Source organism: Syntrophotalea acetylenica (assembly GCF_001888165.1).
Taxonomy (GTDB): Bacteria; Desulfobacterota; Desulfuromonadia; order Desulfuromonadales; family Syntrophotaleaceae; genus Syntrophotalea; species Syntrophotalea acetylenica.
Genome location: NZ_CP015455.1, coordinates 418,441 through 442,924, shown reverse-complemented (window position 1 = coordinate 442,924; position 24,484 = coordinate 418,441). Strand labels below are relative to the sequence as shown.

The following is a 24,484-nucleotide window of genomic DNA, read 5'->3' as shown; positions in this document are numbered from 1 at the left end:
TTCAAAAAAGCCTGGCAGCCAACAGCAGGGCCAGTTGCGTCTTGGCATCCAGAATCGCACCGCCGTCAAGCAAACGCAAGGCCTCTTTCAGAGTCATGACGACGGGATGGATGAACTCATCCTCCTCCAGAGCGCTCGGCACCGGCGTCAGGTCCGTTGCCAGATACAGATAAACCCGCTCATCACAAAAACCGACGGCGGAGAGCATATTAACAAGAGGCCTTATGGAGGCTGCCCGGTAACCGATCTCTTCCTGCAGTTCCCGGCGAATACAATCGACCGGATCTTCTCCAGCTTCCAGTCGACCTGCCGGGATTTCCCAGATCGTGCCATCCGCCGCCGGACGAAACTGGCGGATCAAAATGATACGTCCGTCATCCAGAACCGGCAGGGCCGCCGCCCCTCCCGGGTGGCGAACCATTTCAAAAGTCGCCATCCGGCCATCCGGCAGCCGATGGTCCTCCAGCGCTACGGAAAAGATCCGGCCCGCAAATACCGGTTTGTTTCGCTGATTCATTCCCCACCCCGCACCGGCAGCACCATCCGCAGTTCCCCGAAAACAGCCCGGAACACGCATGGCAACTCGCCCAGATAATCACCATCCACCTGCACGGGGGCAGGCCCCCCGGTTACGACAATCTCGCGCGCCTGCAGCTGAATCGCCTCTTTGGAGCACAACGGACGAGCTGCGGCAATTTTGCCGATGGTGCGTAACATACCCAGTCGCGAACCGGACCGCAACAGACAAACACTGAGGGTGTTTTCGAACAGCGATGCACCGGCGCTGACCACAAAGCGCCCGCCATAAAGGCGGCAGTTGCTGATGATGACGCCGTAAGCCTGCCGCCGCAGCCCGGACTCGGTGACAACCTCCAAAGGCCGGGGCCGATAGCGAAACAGGCTAATCAACCCGCCGAGCACATAAGCCGCCTTGCCCAGCTGTCGCTTCAGACGCAGGTTGACCCCCCGCACCACCTCCGCGTCCAAACCGATCCCCGCCATGAGCAAAAAGCGCTGGCCATCCGCCTGCCCCAGACAGACACGCCGGGGGCCGCCATCGATCACCAGATTGCAGGCCCGCTCCACCTCGAAGGGTATCCCCGTTTCCAGAGCAAAGACATTGGTGGTCCCCAGCGGGATAAAGCACAGAGGGATGTCACTCGGCGCCAGGCCGTTGATGACTTCGTTGAGCGTGCCGTCTCCACCGGCGGCGCAGACCCGGTCGAATCCGACGGTCCGCGCCGCGGCGGCCGCCCGTTGGGCATCACCGCGCGCTCCGGTCAGGGTGAGATCGACAATTGCACCCCGCTGCTGCAAACAGGTGACGGCCCGGGCGATCTGATTTTGCGCGCTACCGCCCGCAATCGGATTGGCTATCAGCTTGATTTTCATCTTGCATCCCGGTCAGACAGTTATTGGCCTGTTATGGATGTGACGCATCCTGCGCCGGCCTGTTGCGGCGCAACAAATCCCCTCCCCGGGCCCCTTCCGGAAGAGCGAGCACAACCCTGGCATTGGGCTGCACGACCGCTACGGGCAGGCCTGCCATATCCATCGGCTGCCCGACGACAAAGCGGTTCTGACGCATGCCCGGGCCGATGAGTTCCAGCGTCTCGCCGGGAAAGAACCGGTTGCGGCCCACGATCTCGCCGCAACCATCCGCCGCGGTAGACACGACCTCCCCGACAAAATCGCAATGACGGATATAACCGCCATGTTCGGCGTGCAACTGCGCATCGTCGCGGCCCAGAAGAAAACCTGTGCCATAGGGTCGGTGACTGACACTTTCCAGTTCCTCGCGCCACACAGGATCGCATTGCCACGCGGATGGGTCTTCCAGATAGCGGTCAAGCGCTGCCCGATATACCCGGGTGACGGCAGCAACATAATAACGGCTTTTCATGCGCCCCTCGATCTTGAGGCTGTCAACGCCGGCGTTCACCAGCAGGGGCAGCTGTTCGAGCAGGCAGAGATCACGGCTGTTAAGGATATAACTGCCGCGGCCGTTTTCCTCGATGGGCATATACCGCCCTGGCCGGGTCTTTTCCACCAGCGCATAACTCCAGCGGCAGGGTTGCGTGCAGAGCCCGCGATTGGCATCGCGACCGGTCAGCGCCGCCGACAGCAGGCAGCGGCCCGACCAGGCGACACACATGGCGCCGTGCACAAAAACCTCCAGAGCGGCATCGGTAGCGGCACGTATCGCACGGATTTCCTCCAGGCTGAGTTCCCGCGCCAGATTGACGCGCTTCACCCCGGCACCGACCCAGAAACGCACCGCTTCGGCATTGGTCGTGTTTGCCTGGGTTGAAAGGTGGATTTCCCTTTCAGGATCACCAGCTTTTACAAGGGCCAGAACACCGGGATCAGCTACGATGTAGGCGTCGATATCAAGGCTCCGCAAGGCATCGATGTAAGCTGCGCAGGCCTCCGTTTCCCCGGGTAAAAGATAGGCATTCAGGGTCAGATACATGCGCCGGTTCTTACGCAGAGTCAACTCCCTGGCCCGCGACAATTGCTCCAGATCGAAATTGTCCGCCTGGGCCCGCAGCCCAAACTGCTCGCCTCCCAGATAGACGGCATCGGCCCCGTACAACAGGGCGGTTTCCAGTTTTTCAAGATTGCCGGCAGGCGCCAGCAGCTCAGGCAAACATCTCATGGCAAATCGACTTCCGGAAAGATCGAGGTCTAGCGCCGGCACCACACCGCTCCGCTGCGGGCAGGTCAAACACCAGCGATTCGTTAGCACACCTTAGCATGAAAAATAGAAACCGGGAAACGGCTTCCCGCCGCTCGAAAACCTTTGCCCTTGACAAGACATTAAAAACCCTCTACTTTTTAAGTTGTTTTTCACTTTTCGGATGCTTTTTTTTGCGGCTTTGTGTTTCCCACGGGCCGGGATTTCCGTCATGTTTCGATTCGCAACCCTTCTGATGCTTGGCAGCCTGCTCTGCGGTGGCTGCGCCACGTCCACGGCACCGGGCGACGACCCCATCAATACAGCCGCTCGACGGCGCATGGACGTACTGGAAAACCATCTTGCCGAGATGTTCCGGCGTCTTGACAGCCTCGAGCACACCCTGACCGACCAGCAGCAGCAGTTGGCAACCCTGCAGGCTGCCGTATCGGCACAAAAAGTCACCCCTGCCGGGGAAAACGCCAGTCTTTCCGAACCGGTTGAGGCAACCGGAACCGCTGTCATCGGCGCATCGGCGCCGGAAACCTATCTCAAGGCTTTTGGCGATTACGCATCAGGCCGCTACCCGCAGGCCATTGAAGGCTTCCGGTCTTTTCTGCAGCTGTTCCCCGCCAACAATTATGCCGGCAATGCTCAATATTGGCTCGGAGAATGCTTCTACAGATTGGGTCGATACGACCGTGCCGTTCAGGAATACCGCAAAGTCGTCGACAATTATCCGTTGAGCGGCAAGGCTCCGGACGCCTTGCTGCACATGGCTCCGGCGCTGCGCCAGCTCAATCAGTACGAACAGGCGCGGCAGGTTCTGCAGACCCTTCGGCAACGCTACCCCAACAGCGCCGCCGCACGCAAAGCCCTGGCCGGATCCTGAAGGCTCTGCCTGTTTTTTTGGCCCGGATTGAAGCACAAGATTTTCCATCTGATCATTACCGCAAGGGGGAGATTCCATGAAAACCATCTGCAAAGCTCTTGCAGCCCTGTGTCTGCTGTTTCCGCTTGCGGCTGCGGCACAGACACCGGAACAGGTCTACACCATTAAAAAAGGCGACACCCTGTGGGGCATCTCCGAAAAATTCATCAAGGATCCCTACTACTGGCCGAACCTTTGGGCCAACAACCCGTTCATCACCAACCCCCATTTCATCTATCCGGGACAGCGCGTCGCCATCCGCAACGGTCGCCTGGTGCTGCTGCCCGGCCAGGATGCGCAAGCCACCGGATCGCAGCCCTGCATCATGCCCATCGAGCCGGTCGAGGAAATCACCGTCAAAGGCGTCGCCGGCAATGAAGGCTTCGTCACCCTGGAGGAACTGGACCGGGCCGGCACCCTGATCGATGCCACGGACGACCGGATTCTGCTCAGCTACCAGGACCAGGTTTTCGTAAAAATCCAGGAGCCGGGCCTGCTGCCCGGCGACCGTTTCGCCCTTGTCGAAGTCGGTGAACAGATCCGGCACCCTGTCAGCAAGGAAATCCTCGGCCATCGCGTCAGCTATCTGGGCGAAGTCGAAATCAGCGACGTTTCCCCGCCCGTGGCGACCGGGATAATACGGCGTGCGGTCAAGGAGATTACCCGCGGCGCCATTTTGATCCCGATGCAACCGTCCCGGCGCGATATCGTTCTGAAAAAGGCTGCCGCTCCCCTGCTCGGCCATGTCATGGCCAGCAGCCGCGAAAAAATCGCCCTCAGCCAGCATGATGTCATCTATCTCGACCTTGGAGAAACCGACGGCCTGGAATCCGGCAACATGATCTATCTAAGCCGTCCCCGGCAGACGACCCAACGGATCCTGCCCGAGCACGATGTCGAACTGCCTGACGAACTGCTTGGGGCCGCCGTAATTATTGCCACCCAACCGCAGACGGCAACAGCGTTGATCCTCAAATCGGTCGCTCCCATTTATGTCGGTGACCGGGTTTCGACGCCGACCGAATAACAACCTCCCTGCAGGGATTTCCCGAACAGCAAAAAAAGGATTGAAGTCATTCAATCCTTTTTTTGCATGGTGACAAACCCTTGACCATGACACGCACCGAACAGGCATGGCTGCGACTGTATCTGACTCCCGGACTTGGCCGGGTCGGCACCATCCGCCTCATTGAGGCTTTCGGATCTCCCGAGGCTGCCCTTGCCGCCAGCCCCCGGGCCTGGACTGAACAGGCGCGCGTTCGCCCGGCGGTAGCCGCTTCGCGGCCCGCTGAAGGGGATGCCGTTTTTATCCAAACCCTGGAAACCCTCGACCGACTCGAAGTCGGCATCATTTCCCTATGGGACCAGCATGCATATCCGGAGCCGCTCCGATCTATCTACGATCCGCCGGCGTTGCTGTTTGTCAGGGGAAAACTCCCCGAACAACAGGGACTTGCCGTGGTGGGAGCCCGGCGCGCCTCGCCGGACGGGATTCGCCTGACCCGCACCCTCTGCCGTCAGATCGCGGCCCAGGGAATTTCCATCGTCAGCGGCCTGGCCCGGGGCATCGACCGGGCGGCGCACGAAGGCGCCCTGATGGTTGACGGTGCCACCGTAGCGGTGCTCGGCTGCGGTATAGACCGCGTCTATCCACGGGAAAACGAACCCCTGTATTTCGAAATACTGCAAAAAGGCGGCGCCATTCTGTCGGAATATCCGCCGGGAACACCACCACTGGCGCAGCACTTTCCCGGTCGCAACCGCATCATCAGCGGTATGTGCCGGGGGGTTCTGGTGGTGGAAGCGGCAGCTCGCAGCGGTTCGCTGATTACTGCCGAATTCGCTCTTGAGCAGGGAAGAGAGGTATTTGCGGTACCGGGGCCGGTAAACAATCCCGGCAACCAGGGCACCAATCAACTGCTCAAGGAAGGTGCCCGCCTGGTGACCGAAAGCGCCGATATCCTGGACATATTCAAGCCCGGATGTTGCCCCTCGGAACCGCCTGCCAGGCCGGACCCGCTGCTGGAAAAACTATCGGGACAATTCCTGAACGTATACCGGGAGCTACAGGACAGCCCGCTGCACCTCGATGAACTGGCTCGGAAATGCGGCTTGACTCCCATGGAGGTTTCCGCTATTTTACTCCACTTGGAACTTGAGGACGGAGCGACACAGCTTCCCGGCATGCGTTTTGTGCGCAAGCGGAGCTTATAAGAACCTGGAGATTTATGACCGGAAACCCCCTCAAAGAACGGGTTTTGGCCATCGTCAGCATTATCGCTCATTACATCATGGAAGATGGGCAGCTGCCGGCCAATGGAGACCTTGTCGAGGAACTGCTGGCTGTCGGGTTCGAGGCGGATGAAATCGATGCGGCTTTCAACTGGATGGAAAACCTGTCCATGCACCCGGATGCCGACCCTTCAACCCGCCCCCTGACCGTCCCCAGCCAACGAATATTTACAGCCGAGGAATGTCAGGCCATCGCGCGTGAAGCACGCGGTTTTCTGATGCGCGTGCGCGAGATGGGAATCATCGACGGAAACCTTCTGGAAGAAATCATCCAGAAGGCCTTGAACACCGACGACGATGAAGTCAGCCTGAAAGACATCAAGACGCTGACCGCCCTGACCCTTTTTTCCCACTCTCACCATGAGTGGATGCGCGAAGTCGACTGTTTCATGGACGACGACTGGACTCGGCTCTACCACTGATACAGACACGCCAGGCTGCGGGTTCCCTGCAGCCTTTTGTTTCAGTGTTGGCACGGGGACCAAAGACATGACCTCCTCCCAAAAGACATCTTCACAAAGAGGCATTCATGGCACAATCCCTGGTAATCGTCGAATCGCCCGCCAAGGCGAAAACCATCGAAAAATTTCTCGGTCCGGGTTATAAGGTCCTGGCTTCCTACGGACACGTGCGCGCGTTGCCGAGCAAGCAGGGCTCGGTCGACGTGGAACACAATTTTTCTCCCCGCTATCATATCCTCCCCGAAAGCCAGAAGCATATCGAGCTTTTAAAAAAGGAGGCCAAAAAGAGCCGGGAACTGATACTGGCCACCGACCCCGACCGTGAGGGAGAGGCCATTGCCTGGCATCTGCTCGAAGCCCTGGGCATCTCCGAACAGGCCGCTTCCCCCGAGGTAAAGCGCGTCACTTTCCACGAGATCACCAAGGGCGCCATTCAGGAAGCCATCGCCCACCCCGGTCACATCAGCCGCGAACTGGTCGACGCTCAACAGGCCCGCTCCGTCCTCGATTACCTGGTCGGTTTCAATCTTTCGCCCTTTTTGTGGAAAAAAATCCGCTACGGCCTGTCCGCCGGGCGTGTGCAATCCGTTGCCCTGCGCCTGATCTGCGAGCGGGAGAAGGAAATCGCAGCGTTTGCGCCCCGTGAATACTGGTCCATCGAGGCCCGTCTCGGCACCGACCAGGGGAGCGTTTTCGCAGCACGGCTGAATGCCATCGACGGCAAAACCCTCGATAAGTTCGATATCGCCGACCAAAATCAGGCCGAAGATCTGGTCAGGGCCATCAGCAAGGAATCCTTCCAGGTCAGAGAGCTCAAAAAATCCTCCAAAAAGCGCAACCCGGCCGCACCCTTTACCACCAGCACCCTGCAGCAGGAAGCAAGCCGCAAGCTGGGGTTTTCCGCCCGCAAAACCATGACCGTGGCACAGAAGCTCTACGAGGGAATCGACATCGGCAACGGACTCGAAGGCCTTATCACCTACATGCGTACCGACTCGGTGGCACTCTCCCAGGTTGCCACCACTGAGGCCCGCGACGTCATCACCCGCATGTTCGGCAAGGAATATGCCCTGGAAAAACCCCGGGCGTTCAAAAACAAAGCCAAAAACGCCCAGGAAGCTCACGAAGCCGTGCGTCCAACAGCGCTGTCCAACTATCCGGATCAGATCAAAGCGCACCTGACCTCCGACCAGTTCAAGCTTTACCGCCTTATCTGGCAGCGCACAGTCGCCTCGCAGATGGCAGCGGCGGTCCTGGACGCCACGACAGTCGATATCGCCGCCGGCGAGCGGTTTATGTTCCGGGCGTCGGGGCAGGTTGTGCGCTTTGCCGGCTTCATGAAGCTCTACATCGAGGACTACGACAGCGCCGAGGAACAGGACGATCAGAAAGAAGCCACCCTCCCGGAACTGCGGCAGCATCAGCCACTGCAATGTGAAGAGCTTCTTCCGGCGCAGCATTTTACCCAGCCGCCACCGCGATTCACCGAGGCCAGTCTGGTAAAGACACTCGAGGAAAACGGCATCGGCCGGCCATCGACCTATGCGTCCATCATCAACACCCTGGTGACCCGCAAATACGTGCGCCTGGAAAAACGTACCTTCCATACCGAGGATGTGGGGATGGTGGTCAGCGACCTGCTGGTCAATCACTTCACCAAATACGTCGATTACGACTTTACCGCCGGCATGGAAGAAGACCTGGATGCCATCTCCCGCGGTGAAAGGGAGTGGCAGCCGGTACTCAAGGACTTCTGGGAACCGTTTATCTCCCTGCTGCGGCAGAAAGAGACCGAGATTTCCAAGCAGGATGTGACGACGGAAAAAACCGACCGAACCTGTCCCGAGTGCGGCAAACCGCTGGTCATCAAGCTTGGCCGCTCGGGCCGGTTCCTGGCCTGCTCGGGATTTCCCGAATGCCGTTATACCGAGCCGCTGAACGGCAGCGAGCGGGAAGAACCGGTCATGTCGGACCAGACCTGCGACAAGTGCGGCGCCCCCATGCTGGTCAAACAGGGGCGCTATGGCAAATTTCTGGCCTGCTCAGCCTATCCGGACTGCAAAAACATTCAGCCTCTCGTCAAGCCCAAGGCTCTTGGCATCCCCTGCCCCCAGTGCGGGGAAGGGGAGTTGATGGAGAAAAAAAGCCGCTACGGCAAAATTTTTTACTCCTGCAACCGCTACCCGCAATGCAAATATGCCCTGTGGGATCTGCCGATCCAGGAACCCTGTCCCAAATGCAAGTTTCCGCTGGTAGTGGAAAAAACTACCAAGCGGCAGGGTACCTTCCGCAAGTGCCCGCAGGAAAGCTGTGACTGGACCGAAACCCTGGTGCCACCGGAGACCAAAACCAAAGCCGCCACCAAAAAGCCCGCGGCCAAAAAAACATCCACGGCCACACCGTCGCCCAAAAAACCCCGGCAAAGAAAGCCGCAAGCGATAAAGCCGCAAGCGACAAAGCCACCGCCAAAACAGCGCCGGCGAAAAAAGCCTCCAAAGCCAAAAGCAAAGCCTGAAACCTGCAGGCCGGGTGGCCTCTTTTTAAACATTGACCGGATCCCGGCCACTCCCACCTCGATGCGACCGGTCCCGCGGGCCCGGTCGTTTGCGCTTTTTGGAAACCCCTTACGGTGAGATCCGAATGAACCAGGCAAAACCACCTCAACCCGGCATAACCATTATTGGCGCCGGCCTGGCCGGCTGCGAAGCCGCCTGGCAGGCCGCTGAACGGGGTTTGCGGGTGATACTGTACGAAATGAAACCCCGGGTCTTTTCCCCGGCACATCGCAGTCCCGATTTGGCTGAACTGGTTTGCTCCAACAGCTTGCGCGGTACCGGCATGAACAACGCCGTCGGTTGCCTCAAGGAAGAACTGCGCCGCTGCGCCACCCTGTTCATGCAGGCCGCCGATGCCAGCGCGGTTCCGGCCGGGGGAGCGTTGGCAGTCGATCGCGAGGCTTTTTCCGCATTCATCACCGACTGCATCGAGCGACACCCCAACATTGATCTGCAGCGCCGCGAACTGGCCGCCGTTCCGGCGCAAGGGACGACCATCATTGCTTCGGGCCCTCTGACGTCGGCCCCCTTGGCCGCCGATATCGCCCGCCTCACCGGAAGCGGACAGCTCTATTTCTACGATGCCATTGCTCCGATCATCGAAGCCGACAGCATTGACCATGCTATCGCATGGAAAGCCTCCCGCTACGGTCGCGGAGGGGATGACTACATCAACTGCCCGCTGTCCCGCGAGGAATATTACGCATTTATCGAGGCCCTCAGATCCGCCGACAAGGTACCGGGCAAGCACTTTGAAAAGGTGATCCATTTCGAAGGCTGCATGCCGATCGAGGAAATGGCCGAGCGGGGCGATATGACCCTCGCCTTCGGCCCCATGAAGCCGGTCGGACTGCCCGATCCGCGCACCGGAAAAGAGCCCTTCGCCGTGGTACAGCTGCGCCAGGACAACCTGCATGCCACCCTGTTCAACATGGTCGGATTTCAGACCAAGCTGACCTGGCCGGAACAGCGGCGCATTTTCCGCACCATCCCCGGCCTGCAAAACGCCCGCTTTGCCCGCCTCGGAAGCATGCATCGCAACACCTTCATCAACGCCCCGGCCTGCCTCGACCAACACCTGCGGCTGAAAGCCGAGCCGCGGCTGTTCTTTGCCGGGCAGATTACCGGTGTTGAAGGGTACGTCGAATCGGCCGCCTGTGGCTTTCTGGCCGGGCTGTTCGCCGCAGGGCAGGTGCTCGGCAACCCGCTGCCCTTGCCGCCGCCGACTACCTCCCTCGGTGCACTGCTTGGCCACCTGGCCCACTCCGAGCCCGACTCTTTCCAGCCGATGAACATCAATTACGGCCTTTTCCCGCCCGTGGAGGAGCGCAAACGCAAGCGGGCCGAGCGACGCCTGGCTCTGGCGGAACGGGCTCTTTGCGATCTGGAAGTGTGGCGTCGGCAAATCCTGGCCGCTACCTCCGACCTCTTGTTCCGCCCCCAGGAGCCGCCCGATGAACCCTGATCCCCGGCTGACCTCCGATCGCCTTGAAAACACCATCGTGCTGGCTTCGGCCTCGCCTCGGCGCAGTCAGTTGCTGGCTTCGGCGGGTATTGCCTTCACCGTGGTCGGCAGCGACGCTCCCGAAACGATACAACCCGGAGAATCGCCGCAGCAGCACGTCCGGCGTCTGAGCCTGCTCAAAGCCCGGGAGGTGGCCCACCGCTCCCACATCACGGGGCGCTGGTTCATCGGAAGCGACACAGTGGTGGTCCGCGATGCGGCCATTCTCGGCAAACCGGCCGATGCCGGCGAGGCCGCGGCCATGCTGAGCTCGCTGTCGGGCCGCAGCCACAACGTTATTACCGGTTTCGCCATCATCGACCGTATCGGCAGAACGGAAACGGTCGAGACAGTCTCGACCCGTGTCTGGTTCCGGGAGTTGACAGATCTGGAGATTCAGGGTTACATTGCCACCGGCGAACCGTTCGGCAAAGCCGGCGCCTATGCCATTCAGGGCATCGGCGCATGCATGATCCCAGCCATCGAGGGCAGCTACACCAACGTCGTCGGCCTGCCGCTGTGCGAAGTGGTTGCTACACTCGAAAAGCTTGGTGCGATACGCCTGTTCGCGTCCGGCGCCCCCCGTTCCGACCATCTCGACCCGCCATCCTGAACCGCCCGCCGGCACCGGACACCTGGGCGGGCCGATCAACGGAAGGACTCTTCATGAGCATAGAAGCCAATCTTCGGGAAATCCGCGACCGCATCGATGCCGCCTGCCTGCGCATCGGCCGCAATCCGCGGGACGTGCGGCTGGTTGCCGTGTCCAAGACGAAGCCAACCGCCATGATCGATGAGGCGGCGGCCGCCGGCCAGACGCTGTTCGGTGAAAATTATGTGCAGGAATTTCTGGCCAAGGCGGAGCAAGTCATGGCCAAGGTCGAATGGCACTTCATCGGCAGCCTGCAATCGAACAAGGTCAAATATCTGCGCGAAAAAGTCGCCATGATTCACTCCGTCGACCGCTTGTCTTTGGCAAGGGAAATCGATCGGCAGTGGAGCAAAGCCGGTTATCCGGCCGACATCCTCATCCAGGTCAATCTCGGCGAAGAAGAAAGCAAGTCCGGCACACAGGAAGCGGCTCTCGAAGAACTGGTACGCAGCATCGCGGCACTGCCCAATGTGCGCATTGGCGGACTGATGGCACTGCCGCCCTACCTTGACGACCCGGAGATGGTCCGGCCCTTTTTCCGCCGGTTGCGCCATCTGGCTGAAAAACTTTCCGCCCTGGACATTCCCGGCGTCGCCATGCGGGAGCTGTCCATGGGGATGAGTCACGACTTCGAGGTAGCCATCGAGGAGGGTGCTACCCTGGTTCGGGTCGGGTCCGCCATTTTCGGTTCACGACGCTGAGGGGTTCCCCATGCCTGAGTCTTCCAGCCCCCGTGCCCTGTGGGGATCGCGCATCGGCTTCATTCTGGCGGCCGCCGGCAGCGCTGTCGGTCTCGGCAATATCTGGAAATTCCCTTACATCACCGGCAACAACGGCGGTGGCGCCTTCGTTTTGGTCTATCTCATCTGTATCGCGCTGGTCGGGCTTCCGATCATGATGGCGGAATTGATGATCGGCCGCTACACGCGCCGTGATGCGGTCGGCGCCTTTCGCACTCTGGCCAGGCCGGGTTCCCCGTGGCGGCTGGCCGGCTGGATCAGCATTCTGGCTGCGTTCGTCATCCTGTCCTACTATTCAGTGGTCGCCGGCTGGACCCTGGAGTACATATTACGCGCCGTGCAGGGCGCATTTCGTACCCCGGCGACAACGGGGACCGTGGAGACCGCTGAGCAGGTCAGGGCCCTTTTTGACGGATTGATCGAGAGCGGACCGCGACAGTTGCTGTGGCACTTTCTCTTTATCGGAGTGTGCCTGGGCATCGTCATCGGCGGCGTGCAGAAAGGTATCGAACGCTGGAGCAAAATCCTGATGCCGCTCTTGCTCGGACTGCTGGCACTGCTGTTCGTCAACGGCATGCTCAGCGATGGTGCCCGCCAGGCATGGGTCTTCATGTTTCGTCCCGACTTCAGCAAACTGACTTCCGGTGCCGTGCTTGAAGCTTTGGGCCATGCCTTTTTCACCCTGTCTCTGGGCATGGCAGCCATGATCACCTACGGTTCGTATCTTAGCCGCGCTGAAAACCTGTTCGCATCCGGTCTGCGCATCGCGTTGCTGGACACTGTCATCGCCCTGATCGCCGGACTGGCTATCTTCCCCATCGTGTTTTCGGCGGGCATGCAGCCTGGCGCCGGCCCCGGACTGGTTTTTCAGACCATCCCCGTGGTGTTTTCCAACCTGCCCGGCGGCAACATCCTGGCGCTGCTGTTTTTTCTGCTGCTGGCTTTTGCCGCGCTGACCAGCGCCATCTCCCTGCTCGAATCACAGGTGGCCTATCTTATCGACGAGCGCGACTGGGGGCGCAAGCGAGCCACCGCCTTTTTGGCAGGACTGGCTTTTCTGGTCGGCATCCCTTCGGCCCTTTCAAGCAATCTGCTCCAGCACATCACCCCTATTGCCAACCTCGGAGTTTTCGACTCCATCGACCTGATCGCCTCCAACTACCTGCTGCCCATAAGCGGGCTGCTTACCGCCCTGTATGTCGGCTGGTTCTGGAGCGATCAGGAAGAAAAGCAGGAACTGATGGCCGACGGCTCGGTCTGGATATACCCGCTGTGGCATTTCCTGATCCGGTTTGTTGCTCCGATTGCCGTAGGCATTATCCTTTATTACAAAATCGAAGAAACCGGCCTGTTCGCTTTTTTTGCCGGGCTTTTCTGACCCGGAGACCCGACCATGATTATCGATACCCTGCTGTTCGATCTTGACGGTACCCTGATAGACTCGGCTGCCGATCTGGGTACCGCCGTCAACCTGCTGCGCGCGGAAATGGACCTGCCGCCGCTTGGTATCGACCTGGTGCGCACCTACGTCGGTGACGGCGCCACCATGCTGGTGCGTCGCGCCCTTCCGGAAAATGCCTTTTCCGAACAGCTCCTCAAGCGTTTTCTGCAGCTGTATGAAGAACATCTGGTCGAAAAAACCACCCTCTATCCCGGGATCGACGAGGTTCTCATCAGTCTTCAGGGTAAAAACATGGCTGTCATAACCAACAAGCCGTTTAACCTGACCCTTCGGCTGTTATACGAACTCGGCCTCACCGCTTTTTTCGGCTGTATCGTCGGCGCCGACGGCACACTGCCCAAAAAACCCGACCCGGCCCCGGTTTTTGCTGCGCTGCGAGACCTTGGCGCCGATGCCGGCAAAGCGGTGATGATCGGCGATCATCACACCGATCTGCGCGCGGGGCGCGCCGCCGGTGTCAAAACCTGCTTCTGCGCCTGGGGCATTGGCAACAGCGACGGCTACCCCTTCGATTACCTGGCTGAAACCCCCCGGGATCTGCTGCGCCTGTTTCCGGTCTGATTTTTTCACCGCTTTCCCGAATCGATCCCATCTCATGACCGACACCGCGCCTTTGTCCCTGCGGCAGATTTCCCGCTTTTTCTTCCCCTTGATGCTCAATGTGCAGTTAATGAGCTTCTCCCACAACATCATCAACATGGCCCTTGCACGCCAGCGAGATGCCGTGACGAACCTTGCCGCATTTGCCATCGCCCTCGCCCTGCACCTGTTTATCGCCTCGCCCGGATACCAGAACCATACCATCGCCCTGGCGCTTGTGCGGGGCAAACGCTCCCTGCGCAGCGTGTCTGTGTTCGTAATCGCCGCATCGGCGGCCATTTCCGTCATATTATCGATCGTCGCCTGGACCCCGGTCGGCCAGTTCGTTTTCGAAGAGCTCATCGGCGCCCCCAGGGAACTTGCCGCGGCAGCTCGTCCTATTATTGCAATTCTTGCATTTCTGCCGTTTTTCACCGGCCTGCGCGGGCTGTGCCAGGGCATCGTGATCCGCTCCCGCCGCACCGAACTGGTTTCCATCGCCACCGTGGTGCGCATCATCAGCCTGATCCTTTTTCTGATGCTGGCCGCCGGACATATCCGCGGACCGCAACTCGGAGCACTGGGCCTGCTGGTCTGCATTGCTACGGAAAGCCTTCTGATGCTGTGGTTCTGCCTGAAATGCGGACTCGGCCCCGAGACTTGCGATGCCGGGGAACACGGTATCCGCGCGACCTTCCGCTACAGCCTGCCGCTGGCATTCTCCTCGGCCATGCAGCAGGTCGTCCCCCTGCTGATCAGCGCCATCATCAGCCGCCTGCCCGATGCTACCCTGGCCCTTGCGGCCCTTGGTGTCATACGCGGCTTTATTTTTCTTTTGGCCGGCCCCATGCGCAACCTGCAGCAGGCCTGCCAGGCACTGGTGCGCAACAAACGGGATTACCACATGCTGATGCGCTTTTTCCGGAGGGTAGCCGCAGGCATGGCCCTTATCATGATCGCGGTGGCCTATCCGCTCAACCTGCCGGTGCTGGGATGGGCGATGGGGCTGGATGCCAGGCTGCGCAGCTATATTGCACTGCCTCTGGCCAGCTGCGCGCTGTTTCCCATACTGTACGGCGCCGTCAATCTATGGCGTGGCCTGTTTGCAAAGCAATATCGAACCGGCGTACTCGGCTGGGCCACCGTCGCCAAGGTCGGCTATCTCGCCCTGGTCTGGCCTTTGTCCACACTCAGCCCCCTGCCTGTTCCGGGGATTGCGCTGGCCGTGTTCCTGCTGTTATCCTGTGAATATTGTGAGGCATGGTACCTCAACCGTTGCCGTCGTCAGGCGGACATTTGATACCAGATCAAAGGGACTTGCGGCCTTTCAGGTCCGGGTTTCAAATGAAGCCGTTTTCTCGTTGCCCAAAGGCGCAGGATATCGTCCCATGCAAGACAAAAAACATCCTTGTCCCGACTGCCACTTCTGCCAATGGTGCTCTGACCTGCGCTGTGCCGCCTGCCTGGGAAAAGGCAGGCCACGACGTAAAAAACTTTCCATCAGCGAGCAGATTGCCCTTTTCGAGAAGGTCAACCACGAATGCAGCAGGCACGAAAAACCCGAAAGACAACCCTGCTGTTGCCATAAACCAACCTCTGCCAAAGAACCGGAAACCTGATTATGACCCCGCCCAGGGAAGTATCCCCTTTTATTATCTACGGCTTTTTTCTGACCGGCCTGATGTCCTCCCTCTGTTTCCGCATACTGCCCATCGCCAATCAGCTGTGGCCCGGAAGCTTCCGGCCCATCTGGTATGTCGGTGTCATCGGCTACTGCCTGTTCTTCCTCTACCGCTACCGCATCACCCTCAAGCGCCGCCGCACCATTATCGGCATGAACCTGCTCGCCAAGCTCAAGGCCGGTGCCCTTGACAGCAACGATCGGGAAGCCATCCGCTATATTTTGTCGTCCCTGACTGTGAGCAAGGAAGGCCTTAACTATCTGATCATCTTCGTACTGTCAATCGCTGCCATCGCCGCCGACCTGGCCCTTGGCTAACCGGTGGCGTTCCCATGTCCGTAACGGCAAAAGGCCGATACAGGATCGGCCTTTTGCATAAAACACTGAAACCTCGTCCCGTCAAAATGCCGCATGGCAGCTTGCAGGATCGGGAAAAACCGTCAATTTCTGCCCAGCTCCCGCGACCGTTTCGCTGCTTTGGACACCGCCTTGATCAGGGCGGCCCGCAGACCCTTTTCCTCCAGTTCCTTGACCGCCGCAATGGTGGTGCCCCCCGGAGAACAGACCTGGTCGCGCAGCACCGCCGGGTGCTCACCACTCTCCTTCACCAGTTGTGCGGCGCCGAGCACCGTCTGGGTGGCCAGCGCCAGGGCCGTATCCATGGGCAACCCCTCCAATACGCCGCCCGCCGCCATGGCCTCGATCACCATATACACATAGGCCGGTCCGCTGCCGGACAAACCGGTCACGGCATCGAGCTGCGATTCGCTGACGACATGCACCGTTCCGACCCCTTCGAACAGGTGCAGGGCGATGGACAGGTCCTCCTTGCCGGCGTGCGCCCCGGAACACAATGCCGCGGCACCGGCACCGGCCAGGGCCGGAGTGTTGGGCATAACGCGCACCACCCGCGGCGCCCCCTGGAAATAGACTTCCAACGCTGCGGTGGTCACTCCGGCCGCGATCGATACCAACAACTTGCTATCGTCGAAAGCCCCGGCGATGGCTGGAAGAGCCACCGGCACGATCTGGGGCTTGATAGCCAGAACAACCAGATCGCTCTGCCGCACTACCTCAACGCCATCGCTGCCGCAGATAACGCCGTAACGCTCGGTCAACTGGCGGGCGCGCGCTTCATTGGGTTCGGCCACCCGAATATTCCGTGCCGGGATCGCCGATTTGATCAGTCCCTTGATCAGAGCTTCGCCCATGTTGCCACCGCCGATAAAACCGATGTTGCCTAATTCCATCATCACGAGGGAATCCTTTCCCGCTGGTTGGTTTTTGTCCGGGCTTTATAAATGATCACTGGTTATGATCAGATCGAAAGCATCCATGTCGTACAAAGTAAATACGAAGTCTGGGCCCGGGTCAAGCCCGACAAGCTCCCGGCGGAAGTTCCGGATGAAAACTAGCGGAAACGTTCGCGCATATAGATCACTGCCGGGCGCCCCTTGTAAATCCCGAAGCTGGCGCGAGCCGCCGGATCGTCATCGTGTGCGCCGTCGCCATCCCAATCGTAACGCAACCAGGGCAACAGGGAAAGATCGGCCCGAACCTGAATGTAACCATTGGAACCGGGCGCGCTGAACTTCAACCCGGCATCGCCGGCCACCAGCGGATCATACAGGGTGGCGCTGCTGATGCCGCTGCCGACGGCGATGGGTTGTTCCCCGCCAACGGTGGTTGTGCCGTTGAACAAAATCAGCCGGCCAAGGGGCAGGGAGGTACAGCCGTCGGCATGGTTCGGAACAAAAACGCTGCCATTGAAATACTCGCTGCGCATCGGCATGGAGAGGACCAGCAACTCGGAACCGTAGGCATTTTTCATGGCCAGACGGCCCCAGCGCATTTCCTTGCCGTGATCGAAGGCCATGCCGGCGCCGGCTGCCGCTGCGCCGAAGGTCACGGGGTTGGCTTCAGCGGCAATACCGTCGGCGTCAAATATGTTTATTTCCAGACCGATTTCCGCATCGAAAGGCGCCACAGGCACACCGCGTACAAAACGCAGGCCGCTGCCCGAACCAAAAGACAGCAGTCCCATTCCGCCGCCCAGACCGGAGATTACCGGATCCGTGGCCGGCAATCCGGACAGGTCCAGGGTTCCGGTGACGGTACGGTATGTCTTGCCGGTGAGCGTGGCGCCGCTGATCTTCCACCATGCTCCGGCATAATTGGCGGTGGTGGCCCCCTGTTTGTTTTTGGCCGTGACCGTGATTACCGGGGCGACGGCATAATCGAATGTCTGACCGAGATAGGTGAATCCGGGGCTGCCGCCACTGCAAGCCGTTGCAAACGACGGGCTGTTGACCGAAGCGGTAAAATGATGCGGGGTAAACCGGCCGACAGTCGTGCTGCCGATCACATCGACGCCGCTGCCCAGATAATTGGTGGCCCGCGCCTGCAGGGTGACGGTGCCGACTTCGCTGTAGGCTGCCGTATCGCTGACGATCCCGTTGCTGTAATCGCCAGCGGCAAAGGCTCCGCCGGTAATGATGCCGGCCGCGGGGTTGCCCGCCGGGGCGCTCAAGCTCGTCATCGCGGCGAAATTCGGCGTCACGGTGCCATCGGCACAGACCCCGGCCACCTCGACCTGAAAATCTTCTCCCGCCGGCCAGTGGGGAGCTCCGGCGGAAGCGGCGTTATTCAAGAGGGTTGTGGCGTCGGTGGTGGCGCGCACCCGCAGGTGATGCGGGGATACCACGAATTCAGGGCTGCTTCCGGTCATGATCAGGCCGGCTTCCTCGCCACTGCCGGCATAGGCAGCATCGAGCCGCAATTTGCCGGCATCCGCATAATGGAGAGTCAGGGTAGTTTTGGCCTCACCGTCAAAATCGAGAGGTATGGCAACCGCGCCGTTCAAGGGCAGGGAATGCCCGTTGACCCGCAGTGAAGTCCGGCGGTCAGGCGGATCGAGATAGGAGGTGGCCAGAGAGACCGGCCGGTTTTCCTGGTTGGCAAAACCATCATCCCCTGTGCAGGCTTGGGTACGGGCGTCTCTTCGCACGGCCTGCAGGGTAATCCCCGCGTTCTGGCAGGCGGTCAGGTTCGACACCTCAAAAACAAAGCCGGAGTCATGAAAATCAATGGTACAGTCGCTGACAGCGCCTCCCTGATAGCAGCGTGCGGGATTGGTGGCCATCGGACTGGCCGACGCGATCCCTACCGTGACACTACCGGGGGTGTTATGGCGCAACAGAATCGATTCCGACTCGCCGGTGAAGGTCTGGACATTGCCGCCGGCCCAACCACTGGCGGGAGCCAGGGTGACGGTAGCTTCGGCGGCAAAACTGCTGGCGCAATCCTCATCCGCACAGGCACGCAGCGTCACAGACGCAGCCTGACATGTCAGAGCATCCGCCGGATGATAAATGCGATAATGGTTAATCGCCACCAGGGATCCGTCATTGGAGCCGTTCGGGGTAGGTTCGTGATTCGCGCCGGACTCCGCATAGGCAACCCATTCCCCCGTGCCGTCGGGAAGCCTCTCGGCGCCTTTGATTCCCGGTCCTATGGTCACGCTGTTGTCATCGACGGAACCGCAGGCACCTTTTTGATAATCATAGCCATTGATCGACAGATAATCGATAACTGTACCGTCCGCATCGCGGATGGTTATGTCCATCCCGCCGAGATCCATCATCTGGTTCCCGGGGTAAAACACGAAGTAAGGATTCCCGGAAATGTAAAATTCCGATATATCCCCGGGATTAAAAAAATTATCCTCACAAAGATTTCTGTTCCCGCTTGCATGACAGGTACGTACAGACCAGGAAGATACGGCCCAGGCGAGGGTGTAATCCATAAGCCGGGTTTCGACAAAAGGCGAGCTGTAAGGTCCCTCCCCGTAAGCCTCGTTAATCACCATGTCCCCCAGATAAGGCGAACAGGCCGAACAGGCCGGCCGGATATCCGGGATAAGCAACAGCAGGGCAAAAACAGCCGGAAAAATCAATGCCCGCTTTACCGGGGCCGTAAACAGCCTGTTGTTCATGGCATAGCTCCCGTGATTCTGGCTTGCAGCTGCCGGGAAACATAATCGCGGCTGCCGTAAGTTCCGGATTCCGCCAACGCGGCAACATTGAAAACCTTGTAGCTTTGCCCGCCTTCGACAAACGACTCTTCGCTGCAGGACACGCTGACCAGAAAACCATCAATGTCAAGGCTGTCCGACACGCAGGAACCACCTTTCAGGGCCCGGTACCCACCCCACTCCAGACCGCTTCGGGCCGCATGATAGGCCCGCGCGCCCTGCAGCGCCCAAAGGAAGGTGCGACTCTGCACGCCGCTCATGGTCACCATGAAAAGCCCCAGCGCCGATAGCACCAGCAGCACGAAAAGGGCGGTGACGATGGAAAGCCCTTTTTGCGAACCAAGCCAACCGGTGTCGATCATGGCGCGTTCTCCACATGGACCTGATGAAACAAGGTGATGGCTTCCCCCTCCATGGCCAGTTCCAGACGCAGGGTCACCAATCCGGCCCTTTCGGGAGTGCCGGGGTGATAGTCAAAGGCGCAGGCGGCCAGATGGCGGGTCATGATGGCGGAATTGCCCCCGGGATGAGCCGATTGTGAGGTGCGGATCGGATAGCCGGAATGGCGCACCAGGGTACCGGCCACCGGATCGCAGACGTAGCTGACCGGCTCATCGACCAGAAAAAACCGCTGGTAGGGGGAGGAGCGCCGGAAAGGGGTCGGGTCGTCGAGCCGAAGGGAGGTGGCGCTGCTGCCCGCCGCCACGCTGCGCCGGTTGTCGGCCGGGGTGGCATAGGCATTGCCGCTGCTACCGGCGGCAGCCAGATTGTAGATCACCACCGCATCGCCGACTTCGGGGGGCGCAGAGAGTGTACCGAGCACATCGAACCCGTCCGTATCGTTCTGGATGAAATCGAGGGCGTTGCCGGGCCCCTCCAGGCGGTAACGGCCGCCGTCCACCGTATGCAGCACTTCAAGGCACTGCCCGTCACAGGCGATACGCACGCTGTTGGGCAGGGCCTGGCGCACATCGCGCTGCATGCGACGCAGGGCGCTCTCGGCCGCATCGACCAGGGTCGCGCGCCGCGACAGATCGAGGAATCCCTCGACGGGGCGGACGATGAACATGCCGCCAAGGGCGGCGAGAATACCGACGATCACGATCACCACGATCAATTCAACCAGAGTGAAGCCGGTCGAGGAACAACAAGAGGGGTGAGATGGACGCCGTGACTTGGCTATATTCATGTCAATAGTCCATACGATAACCGCTCAAGGTCAGCTCGATCCCGCCCGCATGGCGCACGGTAACCGTAACTTTTTTGCAGGCAACCGTGTTCAGCGTCGCATCGTCCACCGCCACCGAAATTCTGTAGGCCTCCAGGCCACTGATCGCCGTCCCTTCCTGGTCACGAGCACCGGCATCGCTCCAGCCTTCGTAATCATCCACGTCGTCCAGCAGATTACGCACCGTTTCCCCATCCGACCCGTCAGGATCCGCGTAAGGCCGCAACAAAACCTCTTCGAGGTAGGACTCGGCGATGGCCACAGCCTGGTGTTGCAACATGGGATCGGCACTGTGCCGCACGCTGTAGTTTATCACCATCAGCACTCCGCCCAGGGCAATGGCAACCACCACCATCGAAATCACCAGCTCGATGAGCGTAAATCCGCCTTCATGTCTGTCCGCTGCCGCCATGCTCACAGCCCGTCCACGTAACCGCTTTCGCCGTTGATGTTAAAACTGCGTCCGTCGATCGACACCGTCACTCCGCCGGGCGTGGCCCGTCCGAGGGGATCGAAAATTACCGACGAAGCGGTGGCTGCCAGAGACACGCCGGAAGGAGCCGAAGCGGCAAAAGCGTCGTCACCGGTCGGTCGCGGCACCACCCGAACAAAATCTCCGGAGCGACAACTGGCTGCCCGTTGATGCAGGGCGAAGCCGCTGGCGGAAATGCTGAATTTCACTTCGCATCCGCTGGCTACCGCCAGCTTCTGCGCATAACGCGCCGCCTGCGTCACCTCTTCGTAAAACCCGCGGCTGTGAAACGCCGTCGCGTCAAACAAACGCGGCAGCGCCACGGCCGCAAGAACGCCGGCCAACACCATGATGACAACGAGTTCGACCAGAGTAAAGGCGCGACTGTCCGGCGAAAATAAACGCATGGCTGAGCCTGGATGAAAAATTATTCCTGAGCGGCATGTTGAAAAAAACCCCTGCGGTCTTTTTCAGGTCCGCAACAGTATGAAATATTCCGCCGATGCCTTGCAACTGTTTATTAAAACTGCCTACAACCCTTGGCGAAGTCCTGGCCCCCTGATTTAGGTGCCGCGTTTCAGGCAAAGCCAACAGGCCGTCTCATCAGATGGTACACTGGTTTTATTGAAGACCTTTCAAGCGGGCTGGGCTGTAACGCTTCCGGATTATCGAGCCATGAAACTGCGAACCAAAATACTTGGCGGCTACGGTCTGATCCTGGCATTGATGATGGTGGTCTGGGCCGTGGCAGTCATCAGCCTTTATCAGCTCGGTCGCGCCGGCGAGGCGATTCTTCAGAAAAATCAGCTCAGCGTCCAGGCCGCGGAAAACATGATCAATCATCTCGAGCGCCAGGACAGCGCCGCTCTGCTGTCTCTGCTCGGCGACCGGCAAGGCAGCCTGGTGCAATTCCGGGATAATCAGATTGAATTTGCGCAATGGCTGGGCCGGGCACGCAACAACCTTACCGAACCGGGCGAGGACCGCATCATAGCCCGAATCGACTCGGGATACCGCGAGTTTCTGACCCTGTTTCAATCCATGACCTCCACCCCCATGGCCAATCGTCAAAACGCCCTGGCATTTTACAAGCAATCCCTGCAGCCTCGTTTCATGCAAACACGCGATTCCTGTCTGGCTTTGCGGGAAATGAACCAGACCGCCATGGAAAACGCTTCCCGTCATGCGCGCCGGCTCGCGGTGGAAACCATTTGGTCCATGACGCTGGTTGGCGCAGCTTCCGGTTCGATCGGGCTGGCCCTGAGCATCCTTCTGTCAGGCTTCCTGCTCCGCCCACTGGCGGCGATGAGTCGTGTTGCGCAACAGCTGGCCGAGGGTGATTACAATGTCACGCTGGAGATTGCGTCCAGCGATGAACTGGGCAACCTGGCTGCCCAGATCGTCACCATGAGTCAGAAACTCAAAATCTTCCATGAGCTGAACGTAGGACGTCTGATTGCGGAAAAACGCCGGGGAGAGGCCGTTTTGAGAAGTATCGGCGACGGCTTGATCGTCGTGGACGAAGCCTTTTTCATTACCGCCGTCAATCCGCAGGCGGCGAAACTCCTGAACCTTTCCATATCGGAATCTTCCGGCAAAGCCGTGTCCGAGGTCCTGCCACAGACGCCGCTACTGGACATAATCCGTCGAACTACGCAATCCGGTCAGGCACCGGAACTGCCGCCGGAGCAGACCGAAATTTCCTTCGGTGATGAACCCCATCGGCAATTCTTCCGGTTTTCCGTGACCCCCATCCGCTCCGAGGGGGGAAACAGATTCAGGGAACCGTGGTATTGCTGCAGGACATCACCCGTCTCAAGGAAGTCGAACGGCTCAAAAGCGAATTCGTCCTGGCGGCCTCCCATGAGTTGAAAACGCCCCTGACCGGGATTTCCATGAGCATCAATCTGCTGCAGGAGCTGGCGGAGCAATGGCCCGAGAGAGAACGCGAGCTGCTCAAGGTAGCCCAGGAGGAAACCAACCGCCTGCGCGCGCTGGTCAGCGATCTGCTGGATCTGTCCCGCCTTGAATCCGGCCGCTTCGAGGTGGACATTCAGCCCATCAGTATCGCGTATCTCTTCGAACGGACGCTGGCGGCATTTTACGATCAGGCCAAAGCCAGGGGGATCGAGCTTGTCTCCTCCATCAAACCGGGAACTCCCGAGGTGCTGGCCGATCCGACAAAAATTGCCTGGATCATAAGCAATCTGATCTCCAATGCCCTGCGATATACCCCGCCGGGCGGGCACATCCGCGTCATGGCCAAAGGGAATCCTGAGCGGGCATATCTCGCTGTTTCCGATGATGGTGCGGGCATCCCAACGGAATACCGCTCGCGCATTTTCGATAAGTTTATCCAGGTTAAAGGCGACAGCAAAGCCGGCAGCGGTCTGGGCCTGGCCATCTGCAAGGAAATCGTCAAGGCTCACGGCGGAAGCATCTGGGTCGAATCAATACCAGGAGAAGGCAGCACCTTTACTTTTGTCCTGAAGGCCGCACCGTCCACTTTTTCCAGGGAGTCATCCGGGGAGAACAACCATGTCCAAACAGACCAAAGCGAAAATTCTCGTCATCGATGATGAGAAAAACATTTTGTTCACGGTTCGCCAGACACTAGAACCCCAGGGTTACGAGGTCCACACCGCGACCACCGGCGAGGAGGGCTTGCGCATGGCGGCCGAGGAGAATTTCGATCTGGTCCTGCTCGACCTGAAACTGCCGGGGATCGACGGCGTGGAGGTGTTGCGGCAATTGGAGCAAAGACCCCGGCGATCCCAGGTCATCGTTATTTCGGCGTTCGGAACGGTGACCAATGCGGTCGAAGTCATGAAGCTCGGAGCCCTGGATTTCATTGAAAAACCGTTTGCACCCCGAGAGTTGCGCGATGCGGTCCGGAAGGTCCTCAGCCGGCCTCGACAAGGGACCGACCCGGGCAACGATTACAACGGCTGGATCGCACTGTCCAAACGCTGCGCCGCGGAGGGTCAGCTCGGCAATGCCATGGCCCATGCCAAGCATGCCGCGGGACTTGAGCCCGATCGCCCGGAGGCATTCAACCTGCTGGGCGCTTATTGCGAAATGCAGGGCAAAACCATCGAAGCCCAGAAATATTACAGGGCGGCCCTGGAATTGAACCCGGGCTACCTGCCGTCACAAACCAATCTCAATCGCCTGGTGATGAAAAAATCGGGGCCTTTGCTTCTGGGGCAGGAGTAGT

The 24,484-nt window shown here is 59.6% G+C and carries 25 protein-coding genes; 15 read left to right on the top strand and 10 right to left on the bottom strand.

Translation table 11 applies throughout. The features are described from left to right. Position 1: 1 nt before the first annotated feature. Genes A6070_RS02030 through A6070_RS02020 form a run of 3 tightly spaced genes read right to left on the bottom strand, consistent with a single transcriptional unit; the run spans position 2 to position 2,659 of the window. Positions 2 to 517, bottom strand: a complete 516-nt coding sequence (locus tag A6070_RS02030) for an NUDIX hydrolase (RefSeq protein ID WP_072286828.1) — start codon at positions 515 to 517, stop codon at positions 2 to 4. Continuing rightward, on the bottom strand, positions 514 to 1,392 hold the full coding sequence (locus A6070_RS02025) for a diacylglycerol/lipid kinase family protein (protein ID WP_072286827.1): 879 nt from the start codon (positions 1,390 to 1,392) through the stop codon (positions 514 to 516). The genes A6070_RS02030 and A6070_RS02025 overlap by 4 nt, the downstream gene beginning before the upstream one ends. A 31-nt stretch (positions 1,393 to 1,423) precedes the next feature. Next, entirely contained in the window at positions 1,424 to 2,659 is a 1,236-nt protein-coding gene (locus tag A6070_RS02020; protein WP_072286826.1) for a peptidase U32 family protein, read from the bottom strand. A gap of 250 nt (positions 2,660 to 2,909) precedes the next feature. Between A6070_RS02020 and ybgF the strand changes: the two genes are divergently transcribed. From ybgF to A6070_RS01965, 11 genes are all read left to right on the top strand, one after another. Next, positions 2,910 to 3,569 carry a tol-pal system protein YbgF gene (gene ybgF, locus A6070_RS02015; protein ID WP_072286825.1) on the top strand — a complete coding sequence of 220 codons (660 nt, stop codon included), beginning with the start codon at positions 2,910 to 2,912 and terminating at the stop codon, positions 3,567 to 3,569. A 76-nt stretch (positions 3,570 to 3,645) separates the two neighbouring features. Beyond that, positions 3,646 to 4,635, top strand: a complete 990-nt coding sequence (locus A6070_RS02010; protein WP_072286824.1) for a LysM peptidoglycan-binding domain-containing protein — start codon at positions 3,646 to 3,648, stop codon at positions 4,633 to 4,635. Between the two features lie 86 nt (positions 4,636 to 4,721). Next, positions 4,722 to 5,822: a DNA-processing protein DprA gene (dprA, locus tag A6070_RS02005; protein ID WP_072288095.1), complete on the top strand. Its 1,101-nt coding sequence runs from the start codon at positions 4,722 to 4,724 to the stop codon at positions 5,820 to 5,822. 14 nt (positions 5,823 to 5,836) lie between these two features. Further along, on the top strand, positions 5,837 to 6,322 hold the full coding sequence (locus A6070_RS02000; protein WP_072286823.1) for a Smg family protein: 486 nt from the start codon (positions 5,837 to 5,839) through the stop codon (positions 6,320 to 6,322). Between the two features lie 107 nt (positions 6,323 to 6,429). After that, positions 6,430 to 8,994 carry a type I DNA topoisomerase gene (gene topA / locus A6070_RS01995; RefSeq protein WP_083568940.1) on the top strand — a complete coding sequence of 855 codons (2,565 nt, stop codon included), beginning with the start codon at positions 6,430 to 6,432 and terminating at the stop codon, positions 8,992 to 8,994. A 7-nt stretch (positions 8,995 to 9,001) separates the two neighbouring features. Next, on the top strand, positions 9,002 to 10,381 hold the full coding sequence (gene trmFO / locus A6070_RS01990; RefSeq protein WP_072286821.1) for a methylenetetrahydrofolate--tRNA-(uracil(54)-C(5))-methyltransferase (FADH(2)-oxidizing) TrmFO: 1,380 nt from the start codon (positions 9,002 to 9,004) through the stop codon (positions 10,379 to 10,381). Beyond that, positions 10,371 to 11,033 (top strand): Maf family protein, encoded by a 663-nt coding sequence (locus A6070_RS01985; protein WP_072286820.1) that lies wholly within the window; start codon positions 10,371 to 10,373, stop codon positions 11,031 to 11,033. The genes trmFO and A6070_RS01985 overlap by 11 nt, the downstream gene beginning before the upstream one ends. A gap of 53 nt (positions 11,034 to 11,086) precedes the next feature. Beyond that, the gene (locus A6070_RS01980; protein ID WP_072286819.1) at positions 11,087 to 11,773 is read left to right on the top strand and encodes a YggS family pyridoxal phosphate-dependent enzyme; all 687 of its coding nucleotides are present in this window, start codon (positions 11,087 to 11,089) and stop codon (positions 11,771 to 11,773) included. Between the two features lie 10 nt (positions 11,774 to 11,783). Beyond that, positions 11,784 to 13,190, top strand: coding sequence for a sodium-dependent transporter (locus A6070_RS01975; RefSeq protein WP_072286818.1), 1,407 nt, complete (start codon positions 11,784 to 11,786; stop codon positions 13,188 to 13,190). Between the two features lie 15 nt (positions 13,191 to 13,205). Further along, positions 13,206 to 13,835 carry an HAD family hydrolase gene (locus tag A6070_RS01970; RefSeq protein ID WP_072286817.1) on the top strand — a complete coding sequence of 210 codons (630 nt, stop codon included), beginning with the start codon at positions 13,206 to 13,208 and terminating at the stop codon, positions 13,833 to 13,835. Positions 13,836 to 13,869: 34 nt separating this feature from the next. Beyond that, on the top strand, positions 13,870 to 15,153 hold the full coding sequence (locus A6070_RS01965) for a hypothetical protein (RefSeq protein WP_072286816.1): 1,284 nt from the start codon (positions 13,870 to 13,872) through the stop codon (positions 15,151 to 15,153). A 40-nt stretch (positions 15,154 to 15,193) separates the two neighbouring features. Here A6070_RS01965 and A6070_RS16410 read toward each other — a convergent pair whose 3' ends face one another. Further along, positions 15,194 to 15,439 (bottom strand): hypothetical protein, encoded by a 246-nt coding sequence (locus tag A6070_RS16410; RefSeq protein WP_158514004.1) that lies wholly within the window; start codon positions 15,437 to 15,439, stop codon positions 15,194 to 15,196. Positions 15,440 to 15,474: 35 nt separating this feature from the next. Between A6070_RS16410 and A6070_RS01955 the strand changes: the two genes are divergently transcribed. Next, positions 15,475 to 15,852 carry a hypothetical protein gene (locus A6070_RS01955; RefSeq protein ID WP_072286814.1) on the top strand — a complete coding sequence of 126 codons (378 nt, stop codon included), beginning with the start codon at positions 15,475 to 15,477 and terminating at the stop codon, positions 15,850 to 15,852. A 122-nt stretch (positions 15,853 to 15,974) separates the two neighbouring features. On the opposite strand, the gene proC is transcribed toward A6070_RS01955, so the two are convergent. The 6 genes from proC to A6070_RS01925 form a co-directional block, all read right to left on the bottom strand. After that, on the bottom strand, positions 15,975 to 16,787 hold the full coding sequence (proC, locus tag A6070_RS01950) for a pyrroline-5-carboxylate reductase (RefSeq protein ID WP_201257985.1): 813 nt from the start codon (positions 16,785 to 16,787) through the stop codon (positions 15,975 to 15,977). Between the two features lie 158 nt (positions 16,788 to 16,945). Then, positions 16,946 to 19,528, bottom strand: coding sequence for a DUF6701 domain-containing protein (locus A6070_RS01945; protein ID WP_072286813.1), 2,583 nt, complete (start codon positions 19,526 to 19,528; stop codon positions 16,946 to 16,948). Further along, complete coding sequence (locus tag A6070_RS01940) at positions 19,525 to 19,929, bottom strand: pilus assembly protein MshP (protein ID WP_072286812.1); 405 nt, start codon at positions 19,927 to 19,929, stop codon at positions 19,525 to 19,527. Before A6070_RS01940 ends, A6070_RS01945 begins: the two co-directional genes overlap by 4 nt. Beyond that, positions 19,926 to 20,756 (bottom strand): prepilin-type N-terminal cleavage/methylation domain-containing protein, encoded by an 831-nt coding sequence (locus tag A6070_RS01935; RefSeq protein ID WP_072286811.1) that lies wholly within the window; start codon positions 20,754 to 20,756, stop codon positions 19,926 to 19,928. Before A6070_RS01935 ends, A6070_RS01940 begins: the two co-directional genes overlap by 4 nt. Before the next feature lies 1 nt (position 20,757). Further along, complete coding sequence (locus tag A6070_RS01930; RefSeq protein ID WP_072286810.1) at positions 20,758 to 21,207, bottom strand: prepilin-type N-terminal cleavage/methylation domain-containing protein; 450 nt, start codon at positions 21,205 to 21,207, stop codon at positions 20,758 to 20,760. A 2-nt stretch (positions 21,208 to 21,209) separates the two neighbouring features. Continuing rightward, positions 21,210 to 21,674, bottom strand: coding sequence for a GspH/FimT family pseudopilin (locus A6070_RS01925; RefSeq protein ID WP_072286809.1), 465 nt, complete (start codon positions 21,672 to 21,674; stop codon positions 21,210 to 21,212). 268 nt (positions 21,675 to 21,942) lie between these two features. Between A6070_RS01925 and A6070_RS01920 the strand changes: the two genes are divergently transcribed. The 3 genes from A6070_RS01920 to A6070_RS01910 are packed head-to-tail and all read left to right on the top strand — an operon-like array spanning position 21,943 to position 24,483. Continuing rightward, entirely contained in the window at positions 21,943 to 23,139 is a 1,197-nt protein-coding gene (locus tag A6070_RS01920; RefSeq protein WP_072286808.1) for a HAMP domain-containing protein, read from the top strand. Next, on the top strand, positions 23,061 to 23,846 hold the full coding sequence (locus A6070_RS01915) for a sensor histidine kinase (protein ID WP_072286807.1): 786 nt from the start codon (positions 23,061 to 23,063) through the stop codon (positions 23,844 to 23,846). Before A6070_RS01920 ends, A6070_RS01915 begins: the two co-directional genes overlap by 79 nt. Continuing rightward, on the top strand, positions 23,806 to 24,483 hold the full coding sequence (locus A6070_RS01910; RefSeq protein WP_072286806.1) for a sigma-54-dependent transcriptional regulator: 678 nt from the start codon (positions 23,806 to 23,808) through the stop codon (positions 24,481 to 24,483). Before A6070_RS01915 ends, A6070_RS01910 begins: the two co-directional genes overlap by 41 nt. The last annotated feature ends 1 nt before the right edge of the window (position 24,484 follow it).

Coding starts and splice junctions, on each gene's coding strand:
- A6070_RS01925 (WP_072286809.1), bottom strand. CDS start 21,674: ATGCGTTTATTTTCGCCGGACAGTCGCGCCTTTACTCTGGTCGAACTC.
- A6070_RS01980 (WP_072286819.1), top strand. CDS start 11,087: ATGAGCATAGAAGCCAATCTTCGGGAAATCCGCGACCGCATCGATGCC.
- ybgF (WP_072286825.1), top strand. CDS start 2,910: ATGTTTCGATTCGCAACCCTTCTGATGCTTGGCAGCCTGCTCTGCGGT.
- trmFO (WP_072286821.1), top strand. CDS start 9,002: ATGAACCAGGCAAAACCACCTCAACCCGGCATAACCATTATTGGCGCC.
- A6070_RS01930 (WP_072286810.1), bottom strand. CDS start 21,207: ATGGCGGCAGCGGACAGACATGAAGGCGGATTTACGCTCATCGAGCTG.
- A6070_RS01965 (WP_072286816.1), top strand. CDS start 13,870: ATGACCGACACCGCGCCTTTGTCCCTGCGGCAGATTTCCCGCTTTTTC.
- A6070_RS01945 (WP_072286813.1), bottom strand. CDS start 19,528: ATGAACAACAGGCTGTTTACGGCCCCGGTAAAGCGGGCATTGATTTTT.
- A6070_RS01910 (WP_072286806.1), top strand. CDS start 23,806: ATGTCCAAACAGACCAAAGCGAAAATTCTCGTCATCGATGATGAGAAA.
- A6070_RS01970 (WP_072286817.1), top strand. CDS start 13,206: ATGATTATCGATACCCTGCTGTTCGATCTTGACGGTACCCTGATAGAC.
- A6070_RS02025 (WP_072286827.1), bottom strand. CDS start 1,392: ATGAAAATCAAGCTGATAGCCAATCCGATTGCGGGCGGTAGCGCGCAA.
- A6070_RS01985 (WP_072286820.1), top strand. CDS start 10,371: ATGAACCCTGATCCCCGGCTGACCTCCGATCGCCTTGAAAACACCATC.
- A6070_RS01920 (WP_072286808.1), top strand. CDS start 21,943: ATGAAACTGCGAACCAAAATACTTGGCGGCTACGGTCTGATCCTGGCA.
- A6070_RS02020 (WP_072286826.1), bottom strand. CDS start 2,659: ATGAGATGTTTGCCTGAGCTGCTGGCGCCTGCCGGCAATCTTGAAAAA.
- A6070_RS02010 (WP_072286824.1), top strand. CDS start 3,646: ATGAAAACCATCTGCAAAGCTCTTGCAGCCCTGTGTCTGCTGTTTCCG.
- A6070_RS01975 (WP_072286818.1), top strand. CDS start 11,784: ATGCCTGAGTCTTCCAGCCCCCGTGCCCTGTGGGGATCGCGCATCGGC.
- dprA (WP_072288095.1), top strand. CDS start 4,722: ATGACACGCACCGAACAGGCATGGCTGCGACTGTATCTGACTCCCGGA.
- A6070_RS16410 (WP_158514004.1), bottom strand. CDS start 15,439: ATGGCAACAGCAGGGTTGTCTTTCGGGTTTTTCGTGCCTGCTGCATTC.
- A6070_RS01935 (WP_072286811.1), bottom strand. CDS start 20,756: ATGAATATAGCCAAGTCACGGCGTCCATCTCACCCCTCTTGTTGTTCC.
- proC (WP_201257985.1), bottom strand. CDS start 16,787: ATGATGGAATTAGGCAACATCGGTTTTATCGGCGGTGGCAACATGGGC.
- A6070_RS01955 (WP_072286814.1), top strand. CDS start 15,475: ATGACCCCGCCCAGGGAAGTATCCCCTTTTATTATCTACGGCTTTTTT.
- topA (WP_083568940.1), top strand. CDS start 6,430: ATGGCACAATCCCTGGTAATCGTCGAATCGCCCGCCAAGGCGAAAACC.
- A6070_RS02000 (WP_072286823.1), top strand. CDS start 5,837: ATGACCGGAAACCCCCTCAAAGAACGGGTTTTGGCCATCGTCAGCATT.
- A6070_RS01940 (WP_072286812.1), bottom strand. CDS start 19,929: ATGATCGACACCGGTTGGCTTGGTTCGCAAAAAGGGCTTTCCATCGTC.
- A6070_RS02030 (WP_072286828.1), bottom strand. CDS start 517: ATGAATCAGCGAAACAAACCGGTATTTGCGGGCCGGATCTTTTCCGTA.